The following is a 21,499-nucleotide window of genomic DNA, read 5'->3' as shown; positions in this document are numbered from 1 at the left end:
GCTGCAAAACGGCTATAGAGGCTGCTCCCAACCGCCAGTACTCCAGCGGAAGTTACCTTTCAGTCCCCCGACCAAGACTTGGCAGTCGATCGCCACAGAAGCTCCACCCTAAGCAACCCTAAGCACGGGGGCTGCTCTGGTCAGCCCGCACGCCGGTAGCGCATCGCCACTGCGCCGTTGCCGAGCGCCTTCACCGAAACCAGCTCCAGCCGTCGCGTGCCGCGGGCCACCGCCGGCCAGTAGCTCTCCATCATCTCGTAGGTGACGCGGCCCCACAGCATCGCCGCGCTCTCGTCCATCAGGCGGGTGAAGAAGGCGTGGGTTTCGTCGTCGGCGATGCCCTCCTGGTGGTCGACGCAGCCGTCCAGGGTGACATTGATGCTGAAGGTCAGGCGTCCCATGTGGCGAGTCTAGGCGTGCGGATCGAATCCGAACACCCGCCCATAGAACGCCAGCTCCGCCTCCATGCAGGCCTCGATCGTCGCTGCCTTGCGAAAGCCGTGGCCCTCGCCTTCGAAGGCGTGGTACTCGACCGGAACGCCGCGCCGCTTCATCGCCGCGACCATCGATTCCGACTGGGCCGGTGTCACCACCTTGTCGTCGAGCCCCTGGAAGAAGATCACCGGGGCGTTCAGCCGGTCGGCGTGGGCCAGCGGCGAGCGGGCCGCGTAGTCGGCGCGCGGGACGAGGCTGGTCGTGTAGCGCGACTCGAACTTGTGCGTGTCGGCATCCAGCCCCGCGAGGTCGCTGACGCCGAAGTAGCTGGCGCCGGCCTTGAAGACATCGTGGAAGATCAGCGCGCACAGCGTCGTGAAGCCGCTCGCACTCGCGCCGCGGATGGCCATGCGCTGCGCGTCGACGAGCCCTTGCGCGGCCAGGTGGCGCGCTGCGGCGACGCAGTCCTCGACATCGACGATGCCCCAGGCCTGGTTCAGTAACTCTCGATAGGCGCGGCCATGGCCGGTCGACCCGCCGTAGTTGACGTCGACCAGCGCGAAGCCGCGGCTGGTCCAGAAGTTGACGTTCAGGCGCAGGCTGGTATTGGTCGACGAAGTGGGGCCGCCATGGCTCGTCACGACGAGCGGCGGACGTTCGCCCGCCAGCGGCACGAAGCCGGGGTTCGTCGGCGCGTAGTAGAAGGCGTGCGCGCTGCGGCCACGGGCGCTGGGGAACGCGATCGGCTGCGCCGCGGCGAGCCAGGCCGCATCGGGCAGCTCGTCGACGCTGCGGGCCAGCACGGTGCTGGCACCGTCGGCGAGATCGATGCGCAGCACCTGCCGCGGCATCGTCGGCGAGCCGCCGATGAGGGCGATGAAACCCGGCCCGATGCGCAACTCGTCGATGTCGGTGCAGGCGCAGGGCATCGGCGTCCAGCGGCCGGTGGCCACCTCGATGCGGCCGAGCCGGCTCACGCCCTGCTCGATGCACGTCGCGATGATCTCGTCGGCACCGTTGAAGCCGAACATGTTGCGCGCGAAGACCCACTGCGGATGCGCGAACTCGGCGTCCATCGGGCACAGCGCTTCGAGCGCCTTCGGGGCCGTCACGCGGTACAGGTTCCACCAGCCCGAGCGGTCCGAGACGACGAAGAGGTGCCCGTCGGGCGACCACTCGGGCTGCGCCAGCGATTCGCCGATGCCGCCGGCGAGGCGCCGCGGCGCGACGAGCGTACCGTCCGCGGCCACGTCGGCAAGCCACAGCTCGGTGTCGAAGAACGGCATCGAAGGATGGTTCCACGCCAGCCAGGCCAGCTGCCGGCCGTCGGGCGACAGGCGCGGGGCAGCGTAGAAGTCGTGACCCGCCGCCAGCTCGACCGGCTCGGTTGCGCCATCGAGGCCAATCGCGACCAGCGAATTGCGCGGCTCCTGCGACGCGTCGCGATGGTCCTCGCGCACCGCGATCAGGCGGCGCCGCGCCGCATCAAGCTCGAAGTCGGCGTAGCGCTGCAAGCGGTCACTCGTGATCGCGCGAGCCACGCCATCGGCGCCCTGCCGATAGACGAGGTTGTCGGCGAAGTTCGACAGGTACAGCACCTCGCCGGCGAGGGCGTAGGCGCCCTCGCCGTACTCGTGCACGCGGGTGCGCACGTTGAGCGACGCCGCCGTGAGCCGCCGCGGCAGCGACTCGGCGGGCGTCGACACGAGGGCCGCAACGCGGCCGCCTTCTTCGGGCAGCCCCTGCAGCCAGTGGATGCTTGTACCCTCGACGCGCAGTGACGACAGCGGCTTGCTGCCCGCCGCCACGCACGCGGCGCTGATCGGCGACGGCCAGGTGCCGCAGGCGGCGCTGACCGGACTCACCGCGCAGTCCTCCGATGGGGGCGGGGCCACCACCGCGCGGCGCTGTGACGATGCGCCGACCCCGTGTGCGCATTGGGCTGCACCATGCCGATCCGGTTTTGCATGCGTCGGTCTCCTCGAAGAGGGCCAGTCGTGCCGAGCAATATACGGCGGCGTCGCCGATCACTCGATGACATCGTCCGCGCGCATCAGCAGCGCCGCGGGCAGCGCCAGGCCGATGTCGCGCGCGGCGCGCCGGTTGATCACCAGTTCGAAGCGCGCCGGCAGCTCGACCGGCAGGTCGGCCGGCCGTTCACCCTTCAGGATGCGATCCACATACGCGGCGGCGCGCCGATAGGAGTCCTCCTGGTGCGCGCCGTAGCTCATCAGCCCGCCGGCCTCGACGAACGAGCGAAAGAAGTACACCGCGGGCAGCCTGCGGCTGGCCGCGAACCGGGTGATGCGGGCCTGCTGGACGCTGAAGAACGGGTCGCCCGCCACCAGCAGCCCTTGCGCACCACGAGCGACGGTGTCGCCCAGCGCCCGCTCCAGTGCGGCGGGGTTGCCCGCGTCGAGCAGTTCGAGCCGCAGCTGCAGGGCCCTGCCGGCGACTTCGATCTCGCTCAACTGCTGCGCCGTCTGCGGGTTGGCGGCATTCGACAGCACGGCCACTCGCGTGATCTCCGGCGCGGCTTCCTTCAGCAGCTCGATCCACTTGCCGGCGAAGCCGGCGTTGCCCACCCAGCCGGCGATGCCGGTGATGTTGCCGCCGGGCCGGGCCAGGCTGGCCACCAGGCCGACCTTGAGCGGATCGATGACGCTGACGAAGACGATGGGAGTCGTCGTCGTGGCCTTGTGCGCCGCGACGGCGGTGGCGGTCGAGACGACCACCAGCACGTCGACCTTGTGTGCCAGCAGTCCGGCCACGTGTTCGTCCAGGCGGTCGGTGTGGCCATCGGCGGAACGGGTCAGCAAGCGCAGGTTGTGACTCTCCACGTAGCCCAGCGCCTGCAGGGCGCTGCGGAACGCGCGCAGACCGATGCCGGGCGGGGCCAGCGACAGGTAGCCCACCAGCCGAACCTTCGCCGCCTGCGCACGCACCGTCTCCAGCCCCATGAGCGGCAGCAACAGCACGGCGCGTCGGTTCACGGTCATCTGGGCACCTGCGACGAGGGACTTTGCCCTGTCGGCGGCCTACCGGCAAGCTTGGGCGGCCTGGCCTCGACCTGGGCCGGCGCGCAGCGGGCCGGCCGGGGGTTGCACACGTCAGACACGTCAGAAGGCGACCGCGATCACCAGCGCCCGCCCGCGGCCGGGCGCGCCAGAATCCCGTGCATGCTCATCGACATCGGCCCGCTGCGCCACAACACCGCGTTCCGCCGCCTCTTCGCCAGCCAGTTCATCTCCGGCCTGGGCACGATGGTCAGCTACGTGGCCGTGCCTTGGCAGATCTACGAGCTGACCCGTTCCAATGCGCAGGTCGGCCTGCTGGGCCTGGTGCAGCTGGTGCCGGTGCTCGCCTGCGGGCTGCTCGGCGGCGCGGTGGCCGACCGGGTGGACCGCAAGCGCCTGCTGATCGCGTCGGAAGCGCTGATGGCGCTGTGCCTGGCCGGGCTGCTGGCCAATGCGCTGGCCACCGCGCCCAGCGTGCTGGCGATCTACGCGCTGGTGGCGGTGCTGCAGGGCGCCAGCGGCTTCCATCGGCCGGCGCTGGAGGCGCTGACGCAGAAGCTCGCGCGCCCCGAGGAGTTCGCCGCCGTGGCCGCGTTGTCCTCGGTGCGCGGCACGGTGGGCATGGTGGCGGGGCCGGCACTGGCCGGGCTGCTGCTGGCGCGCTGGGGCGCGGTGGGCGCCTACCTGTTCGACTTCGCCACCTTCCTCGCGGCGCTGTTCTTCATTGCCCGCATCCCGCGCGCGGCGGTGGGCACGGCCGGCGTGCCCGGGGAGCGCCCGCACCTGCTGGCCGACCTGGCCGAGGGCCTGCGCTTCGCGTGGGCGCGGCCGGTGCTGATGGGCACCTACATCGTCGACATCATCGCGATGGCCTTCGCCTTCCCGGTGGCGCTGTTCCCGGCGATGGCGCAAGCCAACGGCCGCACCGAGTCGGTGGGCTGGCTGCTGTCGGCGATGTCGGTGGGCGCGCTGGCGATCGGCCTGTTCAGCGGCTGGGCCGGCCGCGTCACGCGCCATGGCCGCGCGGTGGTCATCGCCGCGGCCGCGTGGGCGCTGGGCATCGTCGCGCTCGGCTTCGCGCCCAGCCTGATGCTCGCGCTGGCCTGCCTGGCCGCGGCCGGCGCGGCCGACATGGTCAGCGGCGTCTTCCGCGGCACGATCTGGAACGAGACCATTCCTAACACGCTACGTGGGCGGCTGGCGGGCATCGAGATGATCAGCTACCTCACCGGCCCGCTGATCGGCAGCGCGCGCGCCGGCTTCATGGCCGATGCCTGGGGGGTTTCCGCCGCCATCTGGATCGGCGGCGCGATCTGCCTGGCGGGCGTGATCCTCACCGGCTTCGCGCTGCCGCGGTTCTGGGCCTATCGCAGCAGCAGCACGCCCGGGCGCTCGCCGGAGGCGGCAGCGGCATGACACCGGCCGCCGCGCGCGGTGACAAAGCGCACTGCCGGCGCTTGAACCTTTCACCGCGCACGGGCCGCCGCAAGGGCGCAGAATCGGCGCAACGTTCGATGCGGGTCCGAATCGAAGCCATGAGTCGCTGGTTCACCGCCTTCTTCGTGCTGCTGCTGTCCGCGTGCACGACGCTGCCGCCGCGCGTCCAGCAGCCCGCCAGCAGCGCCCTCGCCGATACCGGCGGCACGCCGCTCGGGCGCATCGCCGCGGCGAGCCTGGCCGAGGCTGCCGGCGGCGAGTCGGGCTTCCGGCTGCTGCCCAGCGGCGAAATGGCCTTCGATGCGCGCCTGGCGCTGGCCGAAGCGGCGACGCGTTCGATCGACGCGCAGTACTACCACGTGCATGCCGACACCGCCGGCGCCGCCTTCCTGTCGGCGCTGCGGGATGCCGCGCTGCGCGGCGTGCGCGTGCGGCTGCTCGTCGACGACTATTACGCCGGCGACCTGTACCTCGTGCTGCGCGGCCTGGCCGCGTTCCCGAACGTCGAGGTGCGCCTGTTCAACCCGCTGCCGGAACGCTTCGGCACGCCGATCCGCCGCATGCTGCTGTCGCTGCACGAGTTCTCGCGCGTGAACCGCCGCATGCACAACAAGCTCTTCGTCGCCGACAACCAGGTGGCCGTCTACGGCGGGCGCAATCTCGCCGACGAATATTTCACGCGCCACGGCCAGGCCAACTTCATCGACCTCGACGTGCTCTCCACCGGCGCCGTCGTGCGCGACTTGTCGGCCAGTTTCGACCGCTACTGGAACAGCGAACAGGTGTGGGCGCTGGAGCAGCGGCTGCACGCGCTGGAACGCGCGATGAAGCCCGCCGAGCGCCGCGCCGACTTCGACGTGCGGCTGGCGGAAATCGCCGGTCCGCCGCCGAACGTGCCGCCGAAGGACTACCTGGGCCAGAGCACGGTCCGGGCGCAGATCGCGCAGGGCCGGCTGCAACTGCTGCCCGGCAGTGCCCGCGTGCACGACGACCCGCCCGACAAGGTGCTGCAACCGCCGGACCCGAACAAGGCCAGCCCGGCCATGCGCGCCAAGCTCGACGTGATCGCCGCCGCGCGCGAGGAGGTGGTCATCGTCAATCCGTACTTCCTGCCCGGTCCGGTCGGCCTGCGCATGATGGGCGAAGCGCAGAAGCGCGGCACGCGCGTGCTGATCGTCACCAACTCGCTCGGCTCCACCGACGAGCCGCTGGTGTACCGCGCCTACTCGCGCTACCGCGCCGACATGCTGCGGCTGGGGGTGCAGGTGTACGAGTTCGGTCCCGAACTGGTGCGGCGGTCGAAAACCTTCGGGGTCTTCGGCAAGTCCACGCCCCGCCTGCACGCCAAGGTGGCGGGCGTGGATCGGCGCTGGATGGTGGTGGGGTCGGTCAACCTCGATCTTCGCTCGGCGACGCTGAATACCGAGCTCGGCGTCACCATCGACTGCGCGGCGCTCACGCAACAAGCACTCGGGCTGCTGCGCGCCGATGCCTTCGGCAGCATGTACCGGCTGCAGCTGGGCGAAGACGGCCACACGGTCGAATGGCATGTCCGCGACGACAGCGGCCAGACCCAGGTGCGGCGCGAAGAGCCGCACGCGAGCCTGTGGCTCGACTTCGTGCTGTGGCTGCAATCGCTGCTGGTGTCCGAGGACGCGCTGTAGCAGGCGACAGGGCGATCCGCGGCTGTCGTCAGCGCGCGATCCGCACGATGCGCGCCGCGCCGCTGGCGGTCACGGCCATCGCCTGCGTCGTGTCGAAGAAGGCGGGCGCGCGCACGACGGTGGACGTGCCCGCCTGCTCGACCTGCACGGTGCCCAGCAGCACCAGCAGCCGGTCCCCGGCGCTCAGCTCGGCGCGCTCGCCCGCGGCCAGCGGCCGGTGCTGCCCCGCGTCGACGACCGCCAGCCGCGCCGCGCGCGCCATCGTCTTCCACCCCGGCAGGCTGCGCACGCAGTCGTCGAAGCGCCGCGCGGCGAAGTTCTTCCAGATGATCTCGCTGAGCTCCGGGTGGGCATCGAGGATGGAGAACAAGGCCGGCCGCGAGATCTGGATCAGCAGCGTCGCGGTGGCCGTGCGCACCGAGGCGCTGCGGCGATCGCCGCTGAGCATCGCGATCTCGCCGAACAGGTCGCCGGCGGCCAGCTCGTCGATGATGTGGGCGTCGCCCCCACCCTCGCCGTCGCCAACGCCCGGGGACAGCACATAGGCGGCGCCGCGCGCGATCACGTAGAGCTCGTCGCCGGGGTCGCCGGCCCGGAAAAGGTCCTTGCCCGCCGGCAGCGCGACGATCTGCGCGCTGCGTGCCAGCGTGGCCAGGCTCGGGGCGTCGAACGAGCCGAACAGGGTGGTCGCCTGAAGGCGCCGCACCACCTCCGCCGGACGCAGCAGCTGCCCGCCGATGGGCAGGCGGTACAGCCGCACCATCCACGCTTCCTTGCGCCGCGCGTAGCGCTCGCCGAAGAAGCTGGCGATCAGGTGCCGGAGGTTGTGCGCGTCGACCCGCACCAGCGTGACGAGCCCATCGCCCTCGCCGTAGCCAGGGTTGGCCTCGATGAAGAAACGCGCCGCGGGCTTGTTGCACTGGCGCCAGTAGTGGCGCTCGACCTCGGTGTCGCGCGTGATCCAGTGCACCTGGCGGGTGAGCGGGTTGTCGGCGCTGACGCGCTCGAGGCCGAACGAGTTCGCCAGCTCGTCCATGAAGGCGAGCACGTCCGGCGGCGGCGGATGCCGGGCGCTCGGCCAGACCACGTCGAAGAGCTTGTCGAACAGGCAGTAGCTCGACGGGTGCACCAGCGAGCCGAGGTAGTAGATCCGCCGCCCCGGGTGGCGCAGCAGGTAGGGCAGCGCCAGCTCGAGGCCGAAGCGCGTATTGGTATTGCCACCGCGGTGGGTGCGCAAGGTGCCGGCTTCCGCACGGAAGATGGCGCACGCCTGGCCGCCCAGCTCCCGCTCGAAGATGTGCAGCGCGAAGTAGCCGACGATCTCGCCGGCGTGATCGCGGTGCACGTTGATCCAGGTGTGCTCGGCCTTCGACTCGACGACGTACTTCGCGAACGCGTCGCGGCTGACGCCGTCGAAGACCTGGCAGTGGACCTTGTAGAGCGCCTCGATCAGTCCTTCGCGCGCGGCAGGCTCGAGCTTGTTCGGGACGACGATGTCGGATCGGGCGATCTTCGGCATGGGTGTCCGATGCATTGTGCGCCCGGCGCGGCCCGTCGCGATCGGGGGTTCCCACGCCTTAAGCTGCGCGCTTCGCTTCGCCGAGAGCCCTGGAGTGCCCATGCCTGTTGTCGATCGATCGGCACGAGACCCGCTGCGGCGCCTGCAGCCCTCGCGGCGCCACGCCCTGGTGCTGCTGGCAGCGGCGCTGTCGGCCTGCGGCGGCGGCGGATCGACAGGCGATCCGCCGTCTCAGCCGAGCGGGCAGGTGATCAGCTTCACGCTCGTGTCGCAGAACACGGGCGCTGCCTATGCGATCCAGGTCTGGCTGCCGGCGTCCTACGCCAGCGGCACCGGCTTGCTGCCGGTGATCTACGCCACCGAAGGCGACGCGCCCTACGGCCCCGGCGGACAGCCGCGTTTCGACGCCTTCAAGGACGTGATGCAGCGCCGCGGCACGCAGGCCATCCTGGTGGGCATCGGCGGCACGCAGCGCCGCAACAGCGATTTCCTGCTGCCCGGCGCCGCGAGCTACCTGCAGTTCGTCGCCACGGAACTGGCGCCCGCGATCGAGCGCCAGTACCGCGCGGATGCGAAGCGCCGCGCGCTGTCGGGCCTGTCGCATGGCGGTTACTTCGTCGTCGCCGCGCTGGTGCTGGAAGCGCCGTCGGGCAACCTCAGCTTCTCGCACTACCTGTCGACCGATTCGAGCTTCGGCACGCACGGCAATGCGTCCGGCTACCTGCAGTACGAGCAGAGCATCGCGGGCCGCGCGCTGCCCGCGACGCTGTTCCTCGCGGGGGCCCAGAACTTCAACGGCCCGATGGTCCGTGCGCTCTACGAGCAGATGACGGCGGAAGCCCATCCGGGCCTGACGCTGGCGCATGCCGAGTACAACAGCACGCACGTCGGCTCCGACCTGCCCGCCTTCGAGGACGCCTTGTCGCGGTACTTCGCAGCACCGCGCTGATCACCGCGCGCGGCGGGCGCGCGACCGCCGTGCCCGCGCGCCCGTGCTCAGGGCATCAGGCCCGGGAAGGTCTTCAGCCAGTCCTGCACGTTGCTCGTGTCCATGCGGAACACGCCGCCGGTGCCGGCGCAGTTGCCGTTGATGCCGAAGGACGTGACGCCGCCGATGACGTTCGAGCTGCCGATGAAGTTCGGCCCACCGGAGTCGCCGAAGCAGGTGCCGCCGGTGTTGGCGTTGTTCGACAGCAGGACCGAGAAGTCGCCGGTGAAGCCGGGCACGTTGATCTGCAGCAGCTTGGGCGTCGCGAGCATGCGCACGCGGTTGGCCTGCGTCTGCCAGCTCGCCGCGTCGGGGAAACTCTTCTGCAGGCCGTAGCCGACGGCGGTGAAGCTCACGTCCTGCTTGCCGCGACGTCTGGCCAGCTGGTCCAGCGCGCCGATGGCCGGCAGCGTCGCGTAGGGCGGCGCGCCGAAGTCGTTCTCGAGCACGACGACGCCGACGTCGTTGACGACGAAGGAGGCCGTCGGGAACAGCGGGTGCGTGTAGGGCGTGCCGAACACCTGGCCGCTGGTCGGATAGCCATTGCCCGGGCGGCCGGCATCGATGTCGGCGTCGAACCAGATCGTCACGCGCGCCGCGCCGTCGGTGCAGTGGCCGGCGGTGAGGTAGTGGCGCGGCGACACCAGCGTGCCGCTGCAGCGCCACATCGGGTTGCCCAGCGAGTCCAGTGCGACCATCAGGCCGACATTGGGATGGCGGTTGCCGTCGAGCTCGCCATCGGTGATGGCCTGGGCCGGAACGGTGGTCAGCAGCGCGGCAGCCGTCACGGCCGTGAGGGTCAGACGTTGGAACATCACGCTCTCTCCTCGGGAATCGATATGGGAATCCCAGTGTCGATGACACGTGTGATCGTGTAACGCCCACCCCCGCGAATGCGCGGCGCGGTTTTCCCTCGGTCGTTGCCGGCCCGTCACGCGCGGGGCCGCGCCCCGTCCTTGCAGCGGTACCCGCGTCATGCCCTTCACGCATCCGCGGCCCCGGCCGCCAGCGCCGCCAGGTCCGCCAGCACCTGCACCACCCGCGCGTGTTCGACACCCGGCGCCAGGGCCACCGGCGCATCGCCGAGCGCGCCGGGGCCTTCGTGCTTCAGCCGCTTCACCCACTGGCCGGCCGCGCGCGCGTCGTCGAAGGCTTCGCTGTCGAGCAGCAGCGTGCCGTCGCCATCGACCAGCTTGAAGCGGAAGCGGCCGTCGGCTTCGCGGAACTGCTTGAAGGTCGCGGGCGCAGCGCCGCCGCCCGGGGCCGATCGGGGAGACGAGGCCGGCGCGCGCACCGCGCGCAATCCGACCGCGTCGCGCAGCTCGGCGATCAGCGGCGCGCAGCGCCGCCGCGCCTTGGCGGCGCCCGCCTGCAACGCGTCCTCGATGCGCTGCGGCTGCGCGAGCAGTTCGGCGTGGCGCTCGCGCAGCGGCGCCAGCTCGGCATCGACCAGGCGCACGACGCGCTCCTTCGCATCCCCCCAGCCGAGGCCCGCGCGCAGGTCGGCGCGGAAGGCCTCGCGCTGCGCCGGCGTCGCGAAGGCATCGTGGATGGCGACGAGCGCCACCCCCTCGGTGTGCTTCGGCTCGCCCGGCAGCCGCGAGTCGGTGACGATGCGCGCCACGCCCTCGCGCAGGCCCTTCGCGCCGCCGGCGAAGAGCGGGATCACGTTGTCGTAGCTCTTCGACATCTTGCGCCCGTCGAGGCCGGGCAAGGTGGCCAGGGACTCGTCGACCTGCGCCTCGGGCAGCACCAGCAGCGCACGACCCCGGCCGAACTGGTGGTTGAAGCGCTGCGCGATGTCGCGCGCCATCTCGATGTGCTGCACCTGGTCGCGCCCCACCGGCACCTTCGTGGCCTTGAACAGCAGGATGTCGGCGGCCATCAGGATCGGGTAGGCGTACAGGCCCATGCTGACCCCGTCGTCGAGCTCGCCGCCGGCGGCGCGGTTGACGTCGGTCGCCGCCTTGTACGCATGGGCGCGGTTCATCAGGCCCTTGGGCGTCACGCAGTTCAGCAGCCAGGTCAGCTCGGTGACCTCGGGCACGTCGCTCTGGCGGTAGAACGTGGCGCGCTCGATGTCCAGGCCCGCTGCCAGCCAGGCGGCGGCGATCTCCATGCGCGAGCGCGCGACGCGCTCGGGGTCGTCGCACTTGATCAGCGCGTGGTAGTCGGCCAGGAAGAAGAAGCTCTCCACGCCGGCCGTCCGGCTGGCGACCACCGAGGGCCGGATGGCACCGACGTAGTTGCCCAGGTGGGTCGTGCCGGTGGTGGTGATGCCGGTGAGGAAACGTTCGGTCATTCGCGGGGCCTTCGATGCTTCAGGGACATCGTAGTCGGCGCCCGGCCCGCCGGCATCCCGGCTCGATGCGCCGCTACAGTCGGCGCTCGGATCGCGAGGTGAGACGATGCTCAGCTACCCCTTCGACGCGTTCGGCCGACCGCTGGCGCAGGTGCTGCGCGAAACACCGCGGCCCACCGGCACCGAGGTATTGCTGCAGGTCGGCAGCTGCGGGCTGTGCCACAGCGACGTGCACTTGCACGAGGGCTTCTTCGACCTCGGCGGCGGCAACAGGCTCGACCTGAGCCGCGGCATCGCGCCGCCGCGGGTGCTGGGCCACGAGATCGCCGGTCGCGTCGTCGCGCTCGGACCCGACGCGCAAGGCGTCGAGGTCGGCGACCGGCGGGTCGTATTCCCGTGGATCGGCTGCGGCACGTGCGGCACCTGTCGCGGCGGCCATGAAGAGCTGTGCGCCGCGCCACGGGCGCTGGGCGTCAACCGCGACGGCGGCTTCGCCGACCACGTGCTGGTGCCGCACCCGCGCTACCTCTTCGCCTACGACCCGCTGCCCGAGGCGCAGGCCTGCACCTACGCCTGCTCGGGCCTGACCGCCTGGAGCGCGCTGAAGAAATGCGCGCCGCTCGAGGCCGGCGACACGCTGCTGGTCATCGGCGCGGGCGGCGTCGGCCTGTCGGGCGTGCGCGTGGCCGCTGCGGCACTCGGCGTCAGGCCGGTGGTCGCCGAGATCGACCGCGGCAAGTGGGACCTCGCGCGCGAGGCCGGTGCGGCCGATTGCCTCGACCCGACCGATGCCGATGCGGCAAAGGCCTTCATGAAGGCCACCGGAGGCGCCGCCGCGTCGATCGACTTCGTCGGCGCGGCCAGCACCTTCTCCTTCGGCCTGTCGATGCTGCGCAAGGGCGGCCGGCTGGTCAGCGTGGGGCTCTTCGGCGGCGCAGCGACGGTGACGCCGGCGATGCTGCCGCTGCGCGCGATCAGCATCATCGGCTCGTACGTCGGCAGCCTGGCCGAGATGGGGGAACTGATGGCCCTGGCGCGCCGGGGCGGCCTGCCGGCCTTGCCGGTGACCACCCGGCCGCTGGCCGAGGTCAACGAGGCGCTGGCCGCGTTGCGCGACGGCGCGGTGCGCGGCCGCACGGTGCTGCAGCCATGAGGCACCTGCGCCGCATCGTCTGCGCCGCGCTGGTGCTGGGCCTGGCCGCCGGCGGCCTCGTGGCCGCGTCCGATGCGGTTTATCCCGCGGCGCAGTGGACCGAGGTCGACCCCGCGGCCAAGGGCTGGTCCGCCGAGAAGCTGCAGCAGGCCGACGAGCTCGCGCGCCAGCTGCGCAGCGCGGCCTACCTGGTGGTGCATGAAGGCGTGATCGTGCATCGCTTCGGCGACATCGAGCGGCCGCTGGACGTGGCCTCCGTGCGCAAGAGCCTGCTCAGCCTGCTGATCGGCATGCAGACCGGGCGCGGCGGCATCGACCTGGACAAGTCGCTGGGCGAACTCGGCATCGACGACAAGGCCGGCCTGACGGCCGACGAGAAGCGCGCGACCGTGCGCCAGCTGATGCAGGCGCGCTCGGGCGTCTACCTGCCGGCCGCCAACGAGACGCCCGACATGGCGCGCCAGCGGCCCGAGCGCGGCAGCCACGCGCCCGGCACGTTCTGGTACTACAACAACTGGGACTTCAACGTGCTGGGCACCGTGTACCAGCGCGCCACCGGCCGCACGGTGTTCGAGGGCCTCGAGGCCGAGCTGGCGCAGCCGCTCGGCTTCCAGGACCTGCAGCCGGCGAAACACTTCCGCTTCAACCGCATCGACGCGAGCGAGCACCCGGCCTACATGATGTGGCTGTCGGCGCGCGACCTCGCGCGGATCGGCCTGCTGGTGTCCCGGCAGGGACGCTGGGGACCGCGGCAGATCGTGGCGCCCGAATGGATCGCCGAGAGCACGCGGGCCGTCACCACCTTCCCGCCCGGTGGCGCCTACGGCTACATGTGGTGGACCCGGCCGGCCTTCGGCAACGTGTGGGCCGAAGGCAGCCGCGGCCAGTTCCTGCTGATCAACGCGGCGCGCGACCTGGTGGTGGTGCACCGCGTCGGCTGGGGGCTGTTCGACGGCCCCGGGGTCGACGCGGAGCAGTTCACCGCGCTCTACCGCCGCATCCTCGCGGCTGCGCCGTGGCGGCGCGACACGCCGGCGGCGCCGAAGGCGCCGTAGTGCCGCGGCCGACGCGCCATGCCCTTCACCCCGTTCCACTTCGGCCCCGGTGCGCTGCTGCACGCCGCCGCCCCGCGGCAGGTCAGCTTCCTGGCCTTCTGCGCCGCCAACGTGGCGATCGACGTGGAGTCGCTCTACAACCTCGTGAACCATCGCCATCCGGTGCATGCGTTCTTCCACTCGTACCTCGGCGCGACGCTGGCCGCGCTGGCGCTGATCGGGCTCTTCCCGGCGCTGCGGCGGTGCGCCGCGCGCATCCGCCTGCCGAACCCGCTGGACTGGCAAGGCCTGTCGCTGCGGCCGGTGGTGATCGGCGCCGCGCTGGGCGCCTGGTCGCACGTGGCGCTGGACAGCCTGATGCACGCCGACATCGCGCCGCTGGCGCCGTGGTCCGGGCGCAATCACCTGCTCGGCATCGTCCCGCTCGACATGCTGCACACGGCCTGCGCCGCCGCGGGGGTGCTGGGCCTCTTGATCATCGGCGTGCGAAGCGTCGTCGCGACGGCACGGCGCGGCGGCTGAGGCCGGCCGGGCGACCGGGCGCCGGCGGCAGGTACGATCCCGCGGCCCTTGTCCTGCCGCCATGAACCGCACCGTGTCCGCACCGCCCGTCGAGCTCCGCCCCGTCCGCCCCAGCGATGCGGAGGACCTGGCGCGCATTCGCGTCGAGGCCATGCGCGAGAGCCTGGAAGCCGTCGGACGATTCGATGCCCAGCGCGCCCGCGATCGCTTCCTCGGTACCTTCGTAGCCGATCACACGCGGGAGATCGTCGCGTCCGGCCAGCGTGTGGGCTTCGTCGTCGTGCGGCCGCTCGACGACGGCCTGCTGCTCGACCACCTCTACCTGCTGCCCGCGGCGCAAGGCCGCGGCCTCGGCGGCGCCGTGCTGGCCGTGCTGTTCGCCGACGCCGATGCCGCCGGCCGGCCCCTGCGCGTGGGCGCGCTGAAGCACAGCCGGTCCAACCAGTTCTACCTGCGCCACGGCTTCCGGCTGATCGAGTCGGCCGAGTGGGACAACTACTACGTCCGCCAGCCCGAGGGCGCGGCGACCGGCGAGGCACGATGACCGACAAGACGCTCCAGGCGCTGCGCGCCGAGATCGACCAGCTCGACGACGAGCTCGTCCGCCTGCTGGCCAGGCGCTTCGCGGTCACGCGGGAAGTCGGCCGGCTCAAGGCCCGCGCGGCCCTGCCCGCGGTGGATGCCGATCGCGAAGCCGCGCAGCAGCAGCGCCATCGTCAACTTGCAGCGGCCAGCGGCCTGGCGCCGCAACTGGTCGCGGCGGTGTTCCGCCTGGTGATCGAGGAGGTCGTGCGCGAGCACCGGTCGGTGTGAACCGCGCGCCCGGTGGCGCCGGGCTGTGACCGCGACCGTCCGGGAATCACCGTCCGTCACTCGTGTGCCTTGCGATGAAGGCCGCCACCGTGTCGTGCAGCAGCTCGGGTTGTTCCAGGAAGATGAAGTGCCCGCCGTCCAGCACGATGAACTCGGCGCCCGGGATGCGCTGCGCGAGCTCGGCCGAAAAATGCGTCGGCGCGCAGGCGTCGCGCTCGCCCACCAGCACCAGGGTCGGCGTCGTGATCGACGGCAGATCGTCCCAGGCGTCATGTCCGACGATCATGTCGATGCGGGCGAAGGCGATCTCGGGCTCGAAGGGGCCGGCCGACGCGGCATCGACCCAGGCCTGCACACGCTCGGGCTGCTCGCGCATGAAGCGCGCACTGAAGAGGAACAGGGCGTTGGCCTCGGTCGAGGCGCGCAGGCCGGAGTCGGTCAGCATGCGGCGGCGCATCTCGAACTGACGCCGATAGTAAGCGTCCGCGCGGGCGATCGACGAGATGATCGTCGCGCTGCGCAGCAGCTCGCGATGCTTGATCGCCAGCCGCTGCGCGATCGCACCGCCGGTCGACGAGCCCACCACATGCACCGGCCCGCAGGCGGCCGCGTCGATCACCCGTGCCATGTCCCGCGCATGCTGCGCGATCGTCATGCCCTGCGCCGTGTGCTCGGACGCGCCGGTGCCGCGGTGATCCGGCACGATCACCCGGTGGTGCGCGGCAAACAGATCGATCTGCGGACCCCACGAGGCGCCGATGCCCGCCAGCCCCGCCAGCAGCAGCACCGGCGTGCCCTGCCCGCGCACCTCGTAGTGGATCGACACGCCGTCGGAGATGACGTTGGGCATGGATTTCTCCCGCAAGGGGGGGGCGGCCGATCATGCCGCAATGCCGCGGCATCGGCATCCCGTGGCGTGCCTATTGCAGGCGCACCGCGACGTCGAAGTGCCAGGTGCGGCGGATCTCGACCACGTCGTAGTCCTGCGCCAGCGCCGGCGGGAACGGCCGGTACGGCACCTGGCTGTGCACGATGCGCTTCACCGCGTCGTCGATCTCGGGCACGCCGCTGGAGACGACGATGGTGATCGACTCCACCGAGCCGTCGCGGCGGATCGCGACGGTGACGACGGGATCGACGTGCGGGCGCTTCGCGGCCTCGCGCACCATGTCGATCGTCATGTTCTCGTGGATCTTGCGCGCGAAGGCCTCGCCATAGGCCACGAGCGCGGCATGCGGGTCGATGCGGCCGAACAGGCGGCCGCGCCGGGCGGTGCTCCACGAATGCGGCAGCAGGCTGGTCGAGCGCGCGGCCTCCTGCGCCTTCTCGGCGGCCTGGCGCTGCGCGGCTTCCTCGTCCAGCTGGCGGCCCATCGCGCGGCGGCGGGCTTCGCGCGCTTCGTCCTCCTCGGCGCGACGGCGCGCGGCCTCGTCACGCGCCGCGGCCTGGCGGGCGGCTTCCTGCTGCTGCGCCTCGCGGCGGGCCGCTTCGGCGCGTGCGGCTTCCTGACGTGCGGCTTCCTGGCGTTCGACCTCCCGGCGCGCAGCCTCGGCGCGTGCGGCGGCGAGCTGGCGCGCAGCCTCCTGCTGTTCGGCCTCCCGCCGCTGCGCGGCCTGCTGTTCCGCCTCCCGCCGCTGCGCGGCCTGCCGCTCAGCCTCCTGGCGCTGCGCAGCCTGCCGCTCGGCCTCCTGGCGCGCTGCTTCACGCTGTGCCTGCTGGCGAGCGGCCTCCTGCTCGGCGGCCTGCCGCGCCGCGGCCTGCCGGGCGTGCTCCTGGCGCTCCTTCTCGATCCGCGCAGCCTCGGCGCGGGCGGCTTCGGCGCGCGCCACCTCCTGGCGGGCCGCCTCCTGCTGTTCAGCCTGACGCCGCTGCGCGGCCTGGCGCGCCGCCTCCTGTCGCTCGGCCTCCTCGCGGGCCGCAGCCTGCCGGGTCGCCTCCTGTCGGGCCGCCTCGGCGCGCGCGGCTTCCTGACGCGCGGCTTCCTGGCGCGCAGCTTCGGCGCGCGCAGCCTCCACGCGAGCGGCTTCGGCCCGCGCCGCTTCCAGTCGCGCGGCTTCTGTCTGCTCGGCCCGCTGCCGTGCAGCCCGTTCGGCCGGATCGGGCTCTGCGGGCACGGCTGACGCCGGCTCGTCCGGTCTGATAACCGACGATGTGGGCGGCAGCGGCGCCGGACTGGACGCACTCGGCTCAGCCGCGACGGCGACCGGCTCCGGCAGCACCGGCGGCGGGGGTGGCACGGCCAGTGCGGGCGGCGTGGCGCGATCGACGGCGATCACAGCCGGCGCGGGTGTCGGCGCGCGTTCAGGCGCAGGTTCAGGCGCGGGTTCAGGCGCAGTTGTCGGCGCGGACTCCGGCGGAGCCGGCCGGACGCGCGCGGCAGCGGCTTCAGCGCTCGGCAGCCCGGGCGTTGCGACCGCTGCGGCAACCGTCGGCGGCTCGGCCGCAGCGTGCGGCGGCGGTGCCGCGTCGATCAGCTCGACGACCGCGGCATCGCGCGGTGCACTCGGGGACGCGGGGCTTGGCGGCGGCACGTCGGCGGGCGGCTCCCCATCGAGGCCACCGACCATCGCCGGTGCGTTGTCTGGTGCCGTGGCCGGCGGCGGCAGCGGCTCGATGCGCACACGCAGCTCGGGCACTTCGACGCGCCGCTCGCGCCACGGCGAACCGAAGCCGGGCAGCCCGTGGCCTTCGCCGAAGCTCAGGCTCAGCAGCGCCGCATGCACCACCAGCGACAGCAGCAGCGCCGTGTTGAATCGCCGGCCCTGCCCGCCGATGCCGGCGCCGCGCGGCGGCCAGCCATCGGGCACGCGCGATCGTGCCTTGGCAACGGTCGGGGCCGGCGCGCGCTGCACCGGTGTTCACTCCCCCATCGCGTGCAGCAGCACCTGCCGCGTCTGGCCGTGCGTGCGGTGCTCGTGCACGTACACGCCCTGCCAGGTGCCCAGCGCCATCCGGCACTGCAGCACCGGGATCGCCAGGTGCACCTGGCCGAGTGCGCTGCGCACATGCGCGGGCATGTCGTCGGGGCCTTCGCTGCGGTGCACGAACAGCGCATCGCCGTCGGGCACCAGGCGGGCGAGGAAGCGTTCGAGGTCGGCCTGCACGTCGGGGTCCGCGTTCTCCTGGATCAGCAGGCTGGCCGAGGTGTGGCGGATGAAGAGCGTCAGCAGCCCGTCGCGCAGGCCGGTGCCGCGCAGCCAGTCGGCCACCGGGCGGGTGATCTCGACCAGCCCGCGGCCGCGGGTCGTGACTTGCAGGGTGGTGTGGTGCTGGTGCATGCCGGTCGGGCGCGAGGGTGCGCGCCTCCTCGGCCGGCATTTGACCATCGGCGCGGCGCCACCCGCCGCCCTAGACTGCGCCCCGATGCCCACCCGCCGCGCGCCTCGCCACCGCTACCACGTGTACGTCGTGGAGCTGAGCGACCGCGTGTGGAACGAGCCGCGCTTTCGCCGGGCCAACCCCGACCATGTGCTCGGCAAGCCCTTCGTCTATGTCGGCATGACCGGGCTCGATCCCGACCTGCGCTTCGATCGCCACAAGGCCGGCCTGAAGGCCAATCGCTTCGTGCAGGACTATGGCCTGCGGCTGCTGCCGGCGTTGTACGAGGTCTACAACCCGATGCCCTACCACGCGGCCTGCGAGATGGAGGTGGAGCTGGCGATCGGGCTGCGCGAGGCCGGTTATGGCGTCTGGCAGGCCTGAGTCAGCCCGCCCAGCGGTCGTCGTCGGCCGGCCAGGTGCCCGGGTAGAGGCGCTGCAGCACTTCGGCCAGCACGTCGCCGAGCAGCGGATGCAGGCGCGCGGCGAGGGCCTGCGCTTCGCCGGGGTTGTCCCGTGCCGCCGTGCGCTCGTCCCAGAGCCCGGCGAAGGCCTCGTCGTAGGTGGCGAGCACGTCCTGCACCAGCGGCACCCAGTGCGCCGGCGCCTCGCCCTCGACCCACTCGCCGCGGCCGCGGCCGAAATGCGCGACGGCCAGGTAACGCAGCACGGTGGCCTGCACGATGGGCGTCAGCGCGGCGTCGTCCCATGACGCGAACCCGCTGCCGGTGCCGCGAACGACGTTGATCGCACGCGCGGTACCGGCGCCGCCCAGCGCGCCCAGCACGCCGCCGGCCAGCATGCCGGCGCCGAAGCTGAGGCCGCCGGCCATCAGGTCGGCCGCCAGGCCCGACAGCGCACCGCCGACGACGCCGCCGATCAGCGACGCGGCCGACTCGCCGATCGAGCGGCGCACCCGCACCTGCGCGGCCACGCGGTCGAGGATCGCCGGCCCGGCGCGACCTTCGATCCCATGCAGCGCCAGCAGCCGCTGCGTGCTGGCGCGCACCTCGGCATCGAGCGCCTCGGCCAGCGCCAGCGCCGTCGCCGCGTCCGATGCGCCGCGCCGGGGCAGCAGCCTGGCGAGCATGCGCTGGTCGTCGGCCAGCGGCACGCGGGCGCTCGCGATGCGCGCGAGGCTGGCCGCCAGCTCGCGCACCGCGCCGTCGAAGCGCGCCAGCCGTTCGCGCGCCCAGGCCGCGTGCAGGCGCTGCAGCCGCGCATCGCCGCCGGTGCCGCCGGTGCCATCGCCGAGCGCGCGGCCGATCGCCTGCAGCAGCACGCCCTCCTGCACCCAGCAGCGCGCGAAGGCGTCCATCGGCAGCACGTCGCGCACCGGCGCGGCGCTGTCGACGACCCGCACGCGCCAGCGTTCGATGTCGGCGGCTTCCTCCGCGGCCGCGCGCGGCGCGCCCATCTGGTTCAGCAGCACGATCACCGGCTTGCCGACCCACGACAGCAGCTCCAGCTCGGGCTGCACGTAGGCCGCGCCCGCCGGCGACTCCGCGGCATTCACGAGGTAGAGCACGACGTCGCTGGTCTCGCGCACATGGCGCAGCGCCTGCTGGCTGGCCCAGAACGGCCGGTCGCGCCAGCGGTCCCAGACCTCGGCGAGGAACCAGCCCAGCGGCGATCCCCGGTGCTTCAGCCGGCGCAGCAGGCGCACGCTGTCGCCGAAGCCGGGCGTGTCCCACAGCTGCAGCTCGTCGCCGGCCTCGCTGCGCAGCAGGCGGTTCATCTCGGCGAACTCGGTGACGTGCGGCGCATCGCGCACCTCGCCGATGTCGCGCCCGAGCAAAGTGCGCGCGAGCGTGGTCTTGCCGACGTTGGTGTGCGACACCAGCGACAGGTGCACGGGCGCGGGCGGGCTCGTCGGCGTCATGCCAGGGCGCTTCGCATCTCGGCGGCCGCGGCCCGCACGTCGCCTTCGAGCTCGACGCAGACGGCCCGCACGCCATGCGCCGCGGCCAGCGATTGCCACAGCGCGCGGCGTTCGCGCAGTCGTTCGGGCATCGACGCGAAGCGGCGGCGGAAGGTGGTCTCGTCGATCACCGCCAGCCGCGGCAAGGGGCCGGCCAGGCGGTCGAGCAGGCGGCCGTGGGTCTCGGCCTCGGGGGTGGCGGACAGGTCGAACAGCGCGATGCGCAACGTGGCGCCCGCGGCCGGCGCTGCGACGCCCTCTTCATCGCCGTAGGGCACGGCCGCGGCGAAGCGCAGTTCCACCTCGGCACCGAGCTCCGCCGCCAGCAGCGTGCGCAGGCCGAGCACGGCGCCGGCCGACGGTGCCGCGCCGTGCGGCAGCACCTCGGCGACCGGCCGCCGCGCGCCGCGGTGCTGCAGGCGCAGGCGGTCGAAGTACGCGCCGTCGAGCGCCAGCGGAAAACGTCGCGCGAGCGATGCGGCGCGCCAGGCGGACCACGCCGCCAGCAGCAGCCTCGGCAGCACGACGACGAGCAGCAGCGTCGCGGCGAACAAGTGGATCCACGGCGCGGCGTCGCCCATCGCGGCCTGTCCGGGCAGCACGCGCAGCGGCGCGACGTCGGGCACCGTGATGCCGGTCAGCGCGGCGGCGGGCGCCAGCAGCGTTTCGAGCCACCCCTGCACCGCCGGCGCGTCGAGGAAGGTGCTCTGCCATCCGGCGCGGTAGTCGCGGCCGAGGCCCCGCACGTAGAGGCCGGCGATCAGGCCGAGCGCCAGCGCCGCGGCCGCGGCATGCAGCAGCGCGGCCAGGCGCGCGAGGCTCAGCGGCGCGGCCTGCACCGCCCAGGTCGCGCCGGCCGCCGCCGGCCCGGGCACCGGTGCGCGCCATCGCAGCAGCAGGCGACGAAAGCCCCCCTGCGCTCGCCCAGCGCTGTGCGAGAACGGCAGCGCCAGGTAGATCGCGAGGTTCCAGGCCACCACCGCGACCACCGGCGGCGCGAACAGGTCGATCTGCTGCTGCGCGCCGATGCGGTCGGCCAGCAGGCCGAGCAGCAGCGCCACGAACGCCGCGGCCGGCAGCCAGGTGCCGAGCGACCAGCGCCGGCGATCGATCCAGTGCCGCGCCGCGGCATCGCGCGGCAACAGTCGTTGCAGCGCGTGCGTCGCGCGCGCGACGACGAAACCCGCGAAGTCATCGGCCGCGCGGCCCGCGTCCTCGCGCGCGACGCGCGTCGCCCAGGCGCGGTCGTCCGGCGTCCACAGCGAGCTCGGCTCGCCGGACTCGAACGCCTGCACGAGCACGACGGCGCGGGCTTGCTCTTCGGTCATGCGCGCAATGTACCGGCGCGCATGAAA

General features: G+C 72.6%; 20 protein-coding genes. 9 read left to right on the top strand and 11 right to left on the bottom strand.

The window, feature by feature from the left end; genetic code table 11:
* Positions 1 to 140 precede the first annotated feature (140 nt).
* The 3 genes from P1K89_RS16795 to P1K89_RS16785 form a co-directional block, all read right to left on the bottom strand.
* Positions 141 to 401 (bottom strand): dihydrofolate reductase family protein, encoded by a 261-nt coding sequence (locus tag P1K89_RS16795; RefSeq protein ID WP_284617637.1) that lies wholly within the window; start codon positions 399 to 401, stop codon positions 141 to 143.
* A gap of 9 nt (positions 402 to 410) precedes the next feature.
* Positions 411 to 2,300, bottom strand: coding sequence for a prolyl oligopeptidase family serine peptidase (locus P1K89_RS16790; protein WP_284617636.1), 1,890 nt, complete (start codon positions 2,298 to 2,300; stop codon positions 411 to 413).
* A 162-nt stretch (positions 2,301 to 2,462) separates the two neighbouring features.
* On the bottom strand, positions 2,463 to 3,428 hold the full coding sequence (locus tag P1K89_RS16785) for an ABC transporter substrate-binding protein (RefSeq protein ID WP_284617635.1): 966 nt from the start codon (positions 3,426 to 3,428) through the stop codon (positions 2,463 to 2,465).
* Between the two features lie 186 nt (positions 3,429 to 3,614).
* Here P1K89_RS16785 and P1K89_RS16780 point away from each other — a divergent pair, with 186 nt between their 5' ends.
* Both P1K89_RS16780 and P1K89_RS16775 read left to right on the top strand, forming a co-directional pair.
* A complete protein-coding gene (locus P1K89_RS16780) occupies positions 3,615 to 4,868 on the top strand; it encodes an MFS transporter (RefSeq protein ID WP_284617634.1) in 1,254 nt (417 codons plus the stop codon).
* Positions 4,869 to 4,987: 119 nt separating this feature from the next.
* A complete protein-coding gene (locus P1K89_RS16775; RefSeq protein WP_284617633.1) occupies positions 4,988 to 6,553 on the top strand; it encodes a phospholipase D-like domain-containing protein in 1,566 nt (521 codons plus the stop codon).
* Positions 6,554 to 6,581: 28 nt separating this feature from the next.
* On the opposite strand, the gene P1K89_RS16770 is transcribed toward P1K89_RS16775, so the two are convergent.
* A complete protein-coding gene (locus P1K89_RS16770; RefSeq protein ID WP_284617632.1) occupies positions 6,582 to 8,072 on the bottom strand; it encodes a cyclic nucleotide-binding domain-containing protein in 1,491 nt (496 codons plus the stop codon).
* 100 nt (positions 8,073 to 8,172) lie between these two features.
* Here P1K89_RS16770 and P1K89_RS16765 point away from each other — a divergent pair, with 100 nt between their 5' ends.
* The gene (locus tag P1K89_RS16765) at positions 8,173 to 9,021 is read left to right on the top strand and encodes an alpha/beta hydrolase (protein ID WP_284617631.1); all 849 of its coding nucleotides are present in this window, start codon (positions 8,173 to 8,175) and stop codon (positions 9,019 to 9,021) included.
* A gap of 47 nt (positions 9,022 to 9,068) precedes the next feature.
* Here P1K89_RS16765 and P1K89_RS16760 read toward each other — a convergent pair whose 3' ends face one another.
* Positions 9,069 to 9,875, bottom strand: coding sequence for a trypsin-like serine protease (locus tag P1K89_RS16760; RefSeq protein ID WP_284617630.1), 807 nt, complete (start codon positions 9,873 to 9,875; stop codon positions 9,069 to 9,071).
* A gap of 167 nt (positions 9,876 to 10,042) precedes the next feature.
* Positions 10,043 to 11,362, bottom strand: coding sequence for a tryptophan--tRNA ligase (locus tag P1K89_RS16755; protein WP_284617629.1), 1,320 nt, complete (start codon positions 11,360 to 11,362; stop codon positions 10,043 to 10,045).
* Between the two features lie 106 nt (positions 11,363 to 11,468).
* On the opposite strand from P1K89_RS16755, the gene P1K89_RS16750 reads away from it, so the two are divergent.
* The 5 genes from P1K89_RS16750 (at position 11,469) to P1K89_RS16730 (ending at position 14,905) form a co-directional block, all read left to right on the top strand.
* Positions 11,469 to 12,515, top strand: a complete 1,047-nt coding sequence (locus P1K89_RS16750; RefSeq protein WP_284617628.1) for an alcohol dehydrogenase — start codon at positions 11,469 to 11,471, stop codon at positions 12,513 to 12,515.
* On the top strand, positions 12,512 to 13,570 hold the full coding sequence (locus P1K89_RS16745; protein ID WP_284617627.1) for a serine hydrolase domain-containing protein: 1,059 nt from the start codon (positions 12,512 to 12,514) through the stop codon (positions 13,568 to 13,570). The genes P1K89_RS16750 and P1K89_RS16745 overlap by 4 nt, the downstream gene beginning before the upstream one ends.
* An 18-nt stretch (positions 13,571 to 13,588) precedes the next feature.
* Complete coding sequence (locus tag P1K89_RS16740; RefSeq protein WP_284617626.1) at positions 13,589 to 14,092, top strand: metal-dependent hydrolase; 504 nt, start codon at positions 13,589 to 13,591, stop codon at positions 14,090 to 14,092.
* A 61-nt stretch (positions 14,093 to 14,153) separates the two neighbouring features.
* Positions 14,154 to 14,636 (top strand): GNAT family N-acetyltransferase, encoded by a 483-nt coding sequence (locus P1K89_RS16735; RefSeq protein WP_284617625.1) that lies wholly within the window; start codon positions 14,154 to 14,156, stop codon positions 14,634 to 14,636.
* Positions 14,633 to 14,905 carry a chorismate mutase gene (locus tag P1K89_RS16730; protein ID WP_284617624.1) on the top strand — a complete coding sequence of 91 codons (273 nt, stop codon included), beginning with the start codon at positions 14,633 to 14,635 and terminating at the stop codon, positions 14,903 to 14,905. The genes P1K89_RS16735 and P1K89_RS16730 overlap by 4 nt, the downstream gene beginning before the upstream one ends.
* Before the next feature lie 46 nt (positions 14,906 to 14,951).
* Here P1K89_RS16730 and P1K89_RS16725 read toward each other — a convergent pair whose 3' ends face one another.
* The 3 genes from P1K89_RS16725 to P1K89_RS16715 all read right to left on the bottom strand — a co-directional run bounded on the left by P1K89_RS16725 (position 14,952) and on the right by P1K89_RS16715 (position 18,183).
* Positions 14,952 to 15,755 (bottom strand): alpha/beta fold hydrolase, encoded by an 804-nt coding sequence (locus P1K89_RS16725; protein WP_284617623.1) that lies wholly within the window; start codon positions 15,753 to 15,755, stop codon positions 14,952 to 14,954.
* 70 nt (positions 15,756 to 15,825) lie between these two features.
* Positions 15,826 to 17,526, bottom strand: coding sequence for an energy transducer TonB family protein (locus P1K89_RS16720; RefSeq protein ID WP_284617622.1), 1,701 nt, complete (start codon positions 17,524 to 17,526; stop codon positions 15,826 to 15,828).
* A 237-nt stretch (positions 17,527 to 17,763) separates the two neighbouring features.
* A complete protein-coding gene (locus tag P1K89_RS16715) occupies positions 17,764 to 18,183 on the bottom strand; it encodes a secondary thiamine-phosphate synthase enzyme YjbQ (RefSeq protein WP_284617621.1) in 420 nt (139 codons plus the stop codon).
* Positions 18,184 to 18,268: 85 nt separating this feature from the next.
* On the opposite strand from P1K89_RS16715, the gene P1K89_RS16710 reads away from it, so the two are divergent.
* A complete protein-coding gene (locus P1K89_RS16710) occupies positions 18,269 to 18,607 on the top strand; it encodes a hypothetical protein (protein ID WP_284617620.1) in 339 nt (112 codons plus the stop codon).
* A 1-nt stretch (position 18,608) separates the two neighbouring features.
* Here P1K89_RS16710 and P1K89_RS16705 read toward each other — a convergent pair whose 3' ends face one another.
* Both P1K89_RS16705 and P1K89_RS16700 read right to left on the bottom strand, forming a co-directional pair.
* Positions 18,609 to 20,105, bottom strand: coding sequence for a DUF3482 domain-containing protein (locus tag P1K89_RS16705; RefSeq protein ID WP_284617619.1), 1,497 nt, complete (start codon positions 20,103 to 20,105; stop codon positions 18,609 to 18,611).
* A complete protein-coding gene (locus P1K89_RS16700; protein ID WP_284617618.1) occupies positions 20,102 to 21,472 on the bottom strand; it encodes a DUF2868 domain-containing protein in 1,371 nt (456 codons plus the stop codon). Before P1K89_RS16700 ends, P1K89_RS16705 begins: the two co-directional genes overlap by 4 nt.
* Positions 21,473 to 21,499 lie beyond the last annotated feature (27 nt).

Origin of the sequence: Aquabacterium humicola, assembly GCF_030167915.1 — a bacterium.
GTDB lineage: Bacteria > Pseudomonadota > Gammaproteobacteria > Burkholderiales > Burkholderiaceae_C > Pseudaquabacterium > Pseudaquabacterium humicola.
The sequence above is the reverse complement of the archived record's forward strand: the minus strand, read 5'-3'. Positions and strand labels throughout refer to the sequence as shown.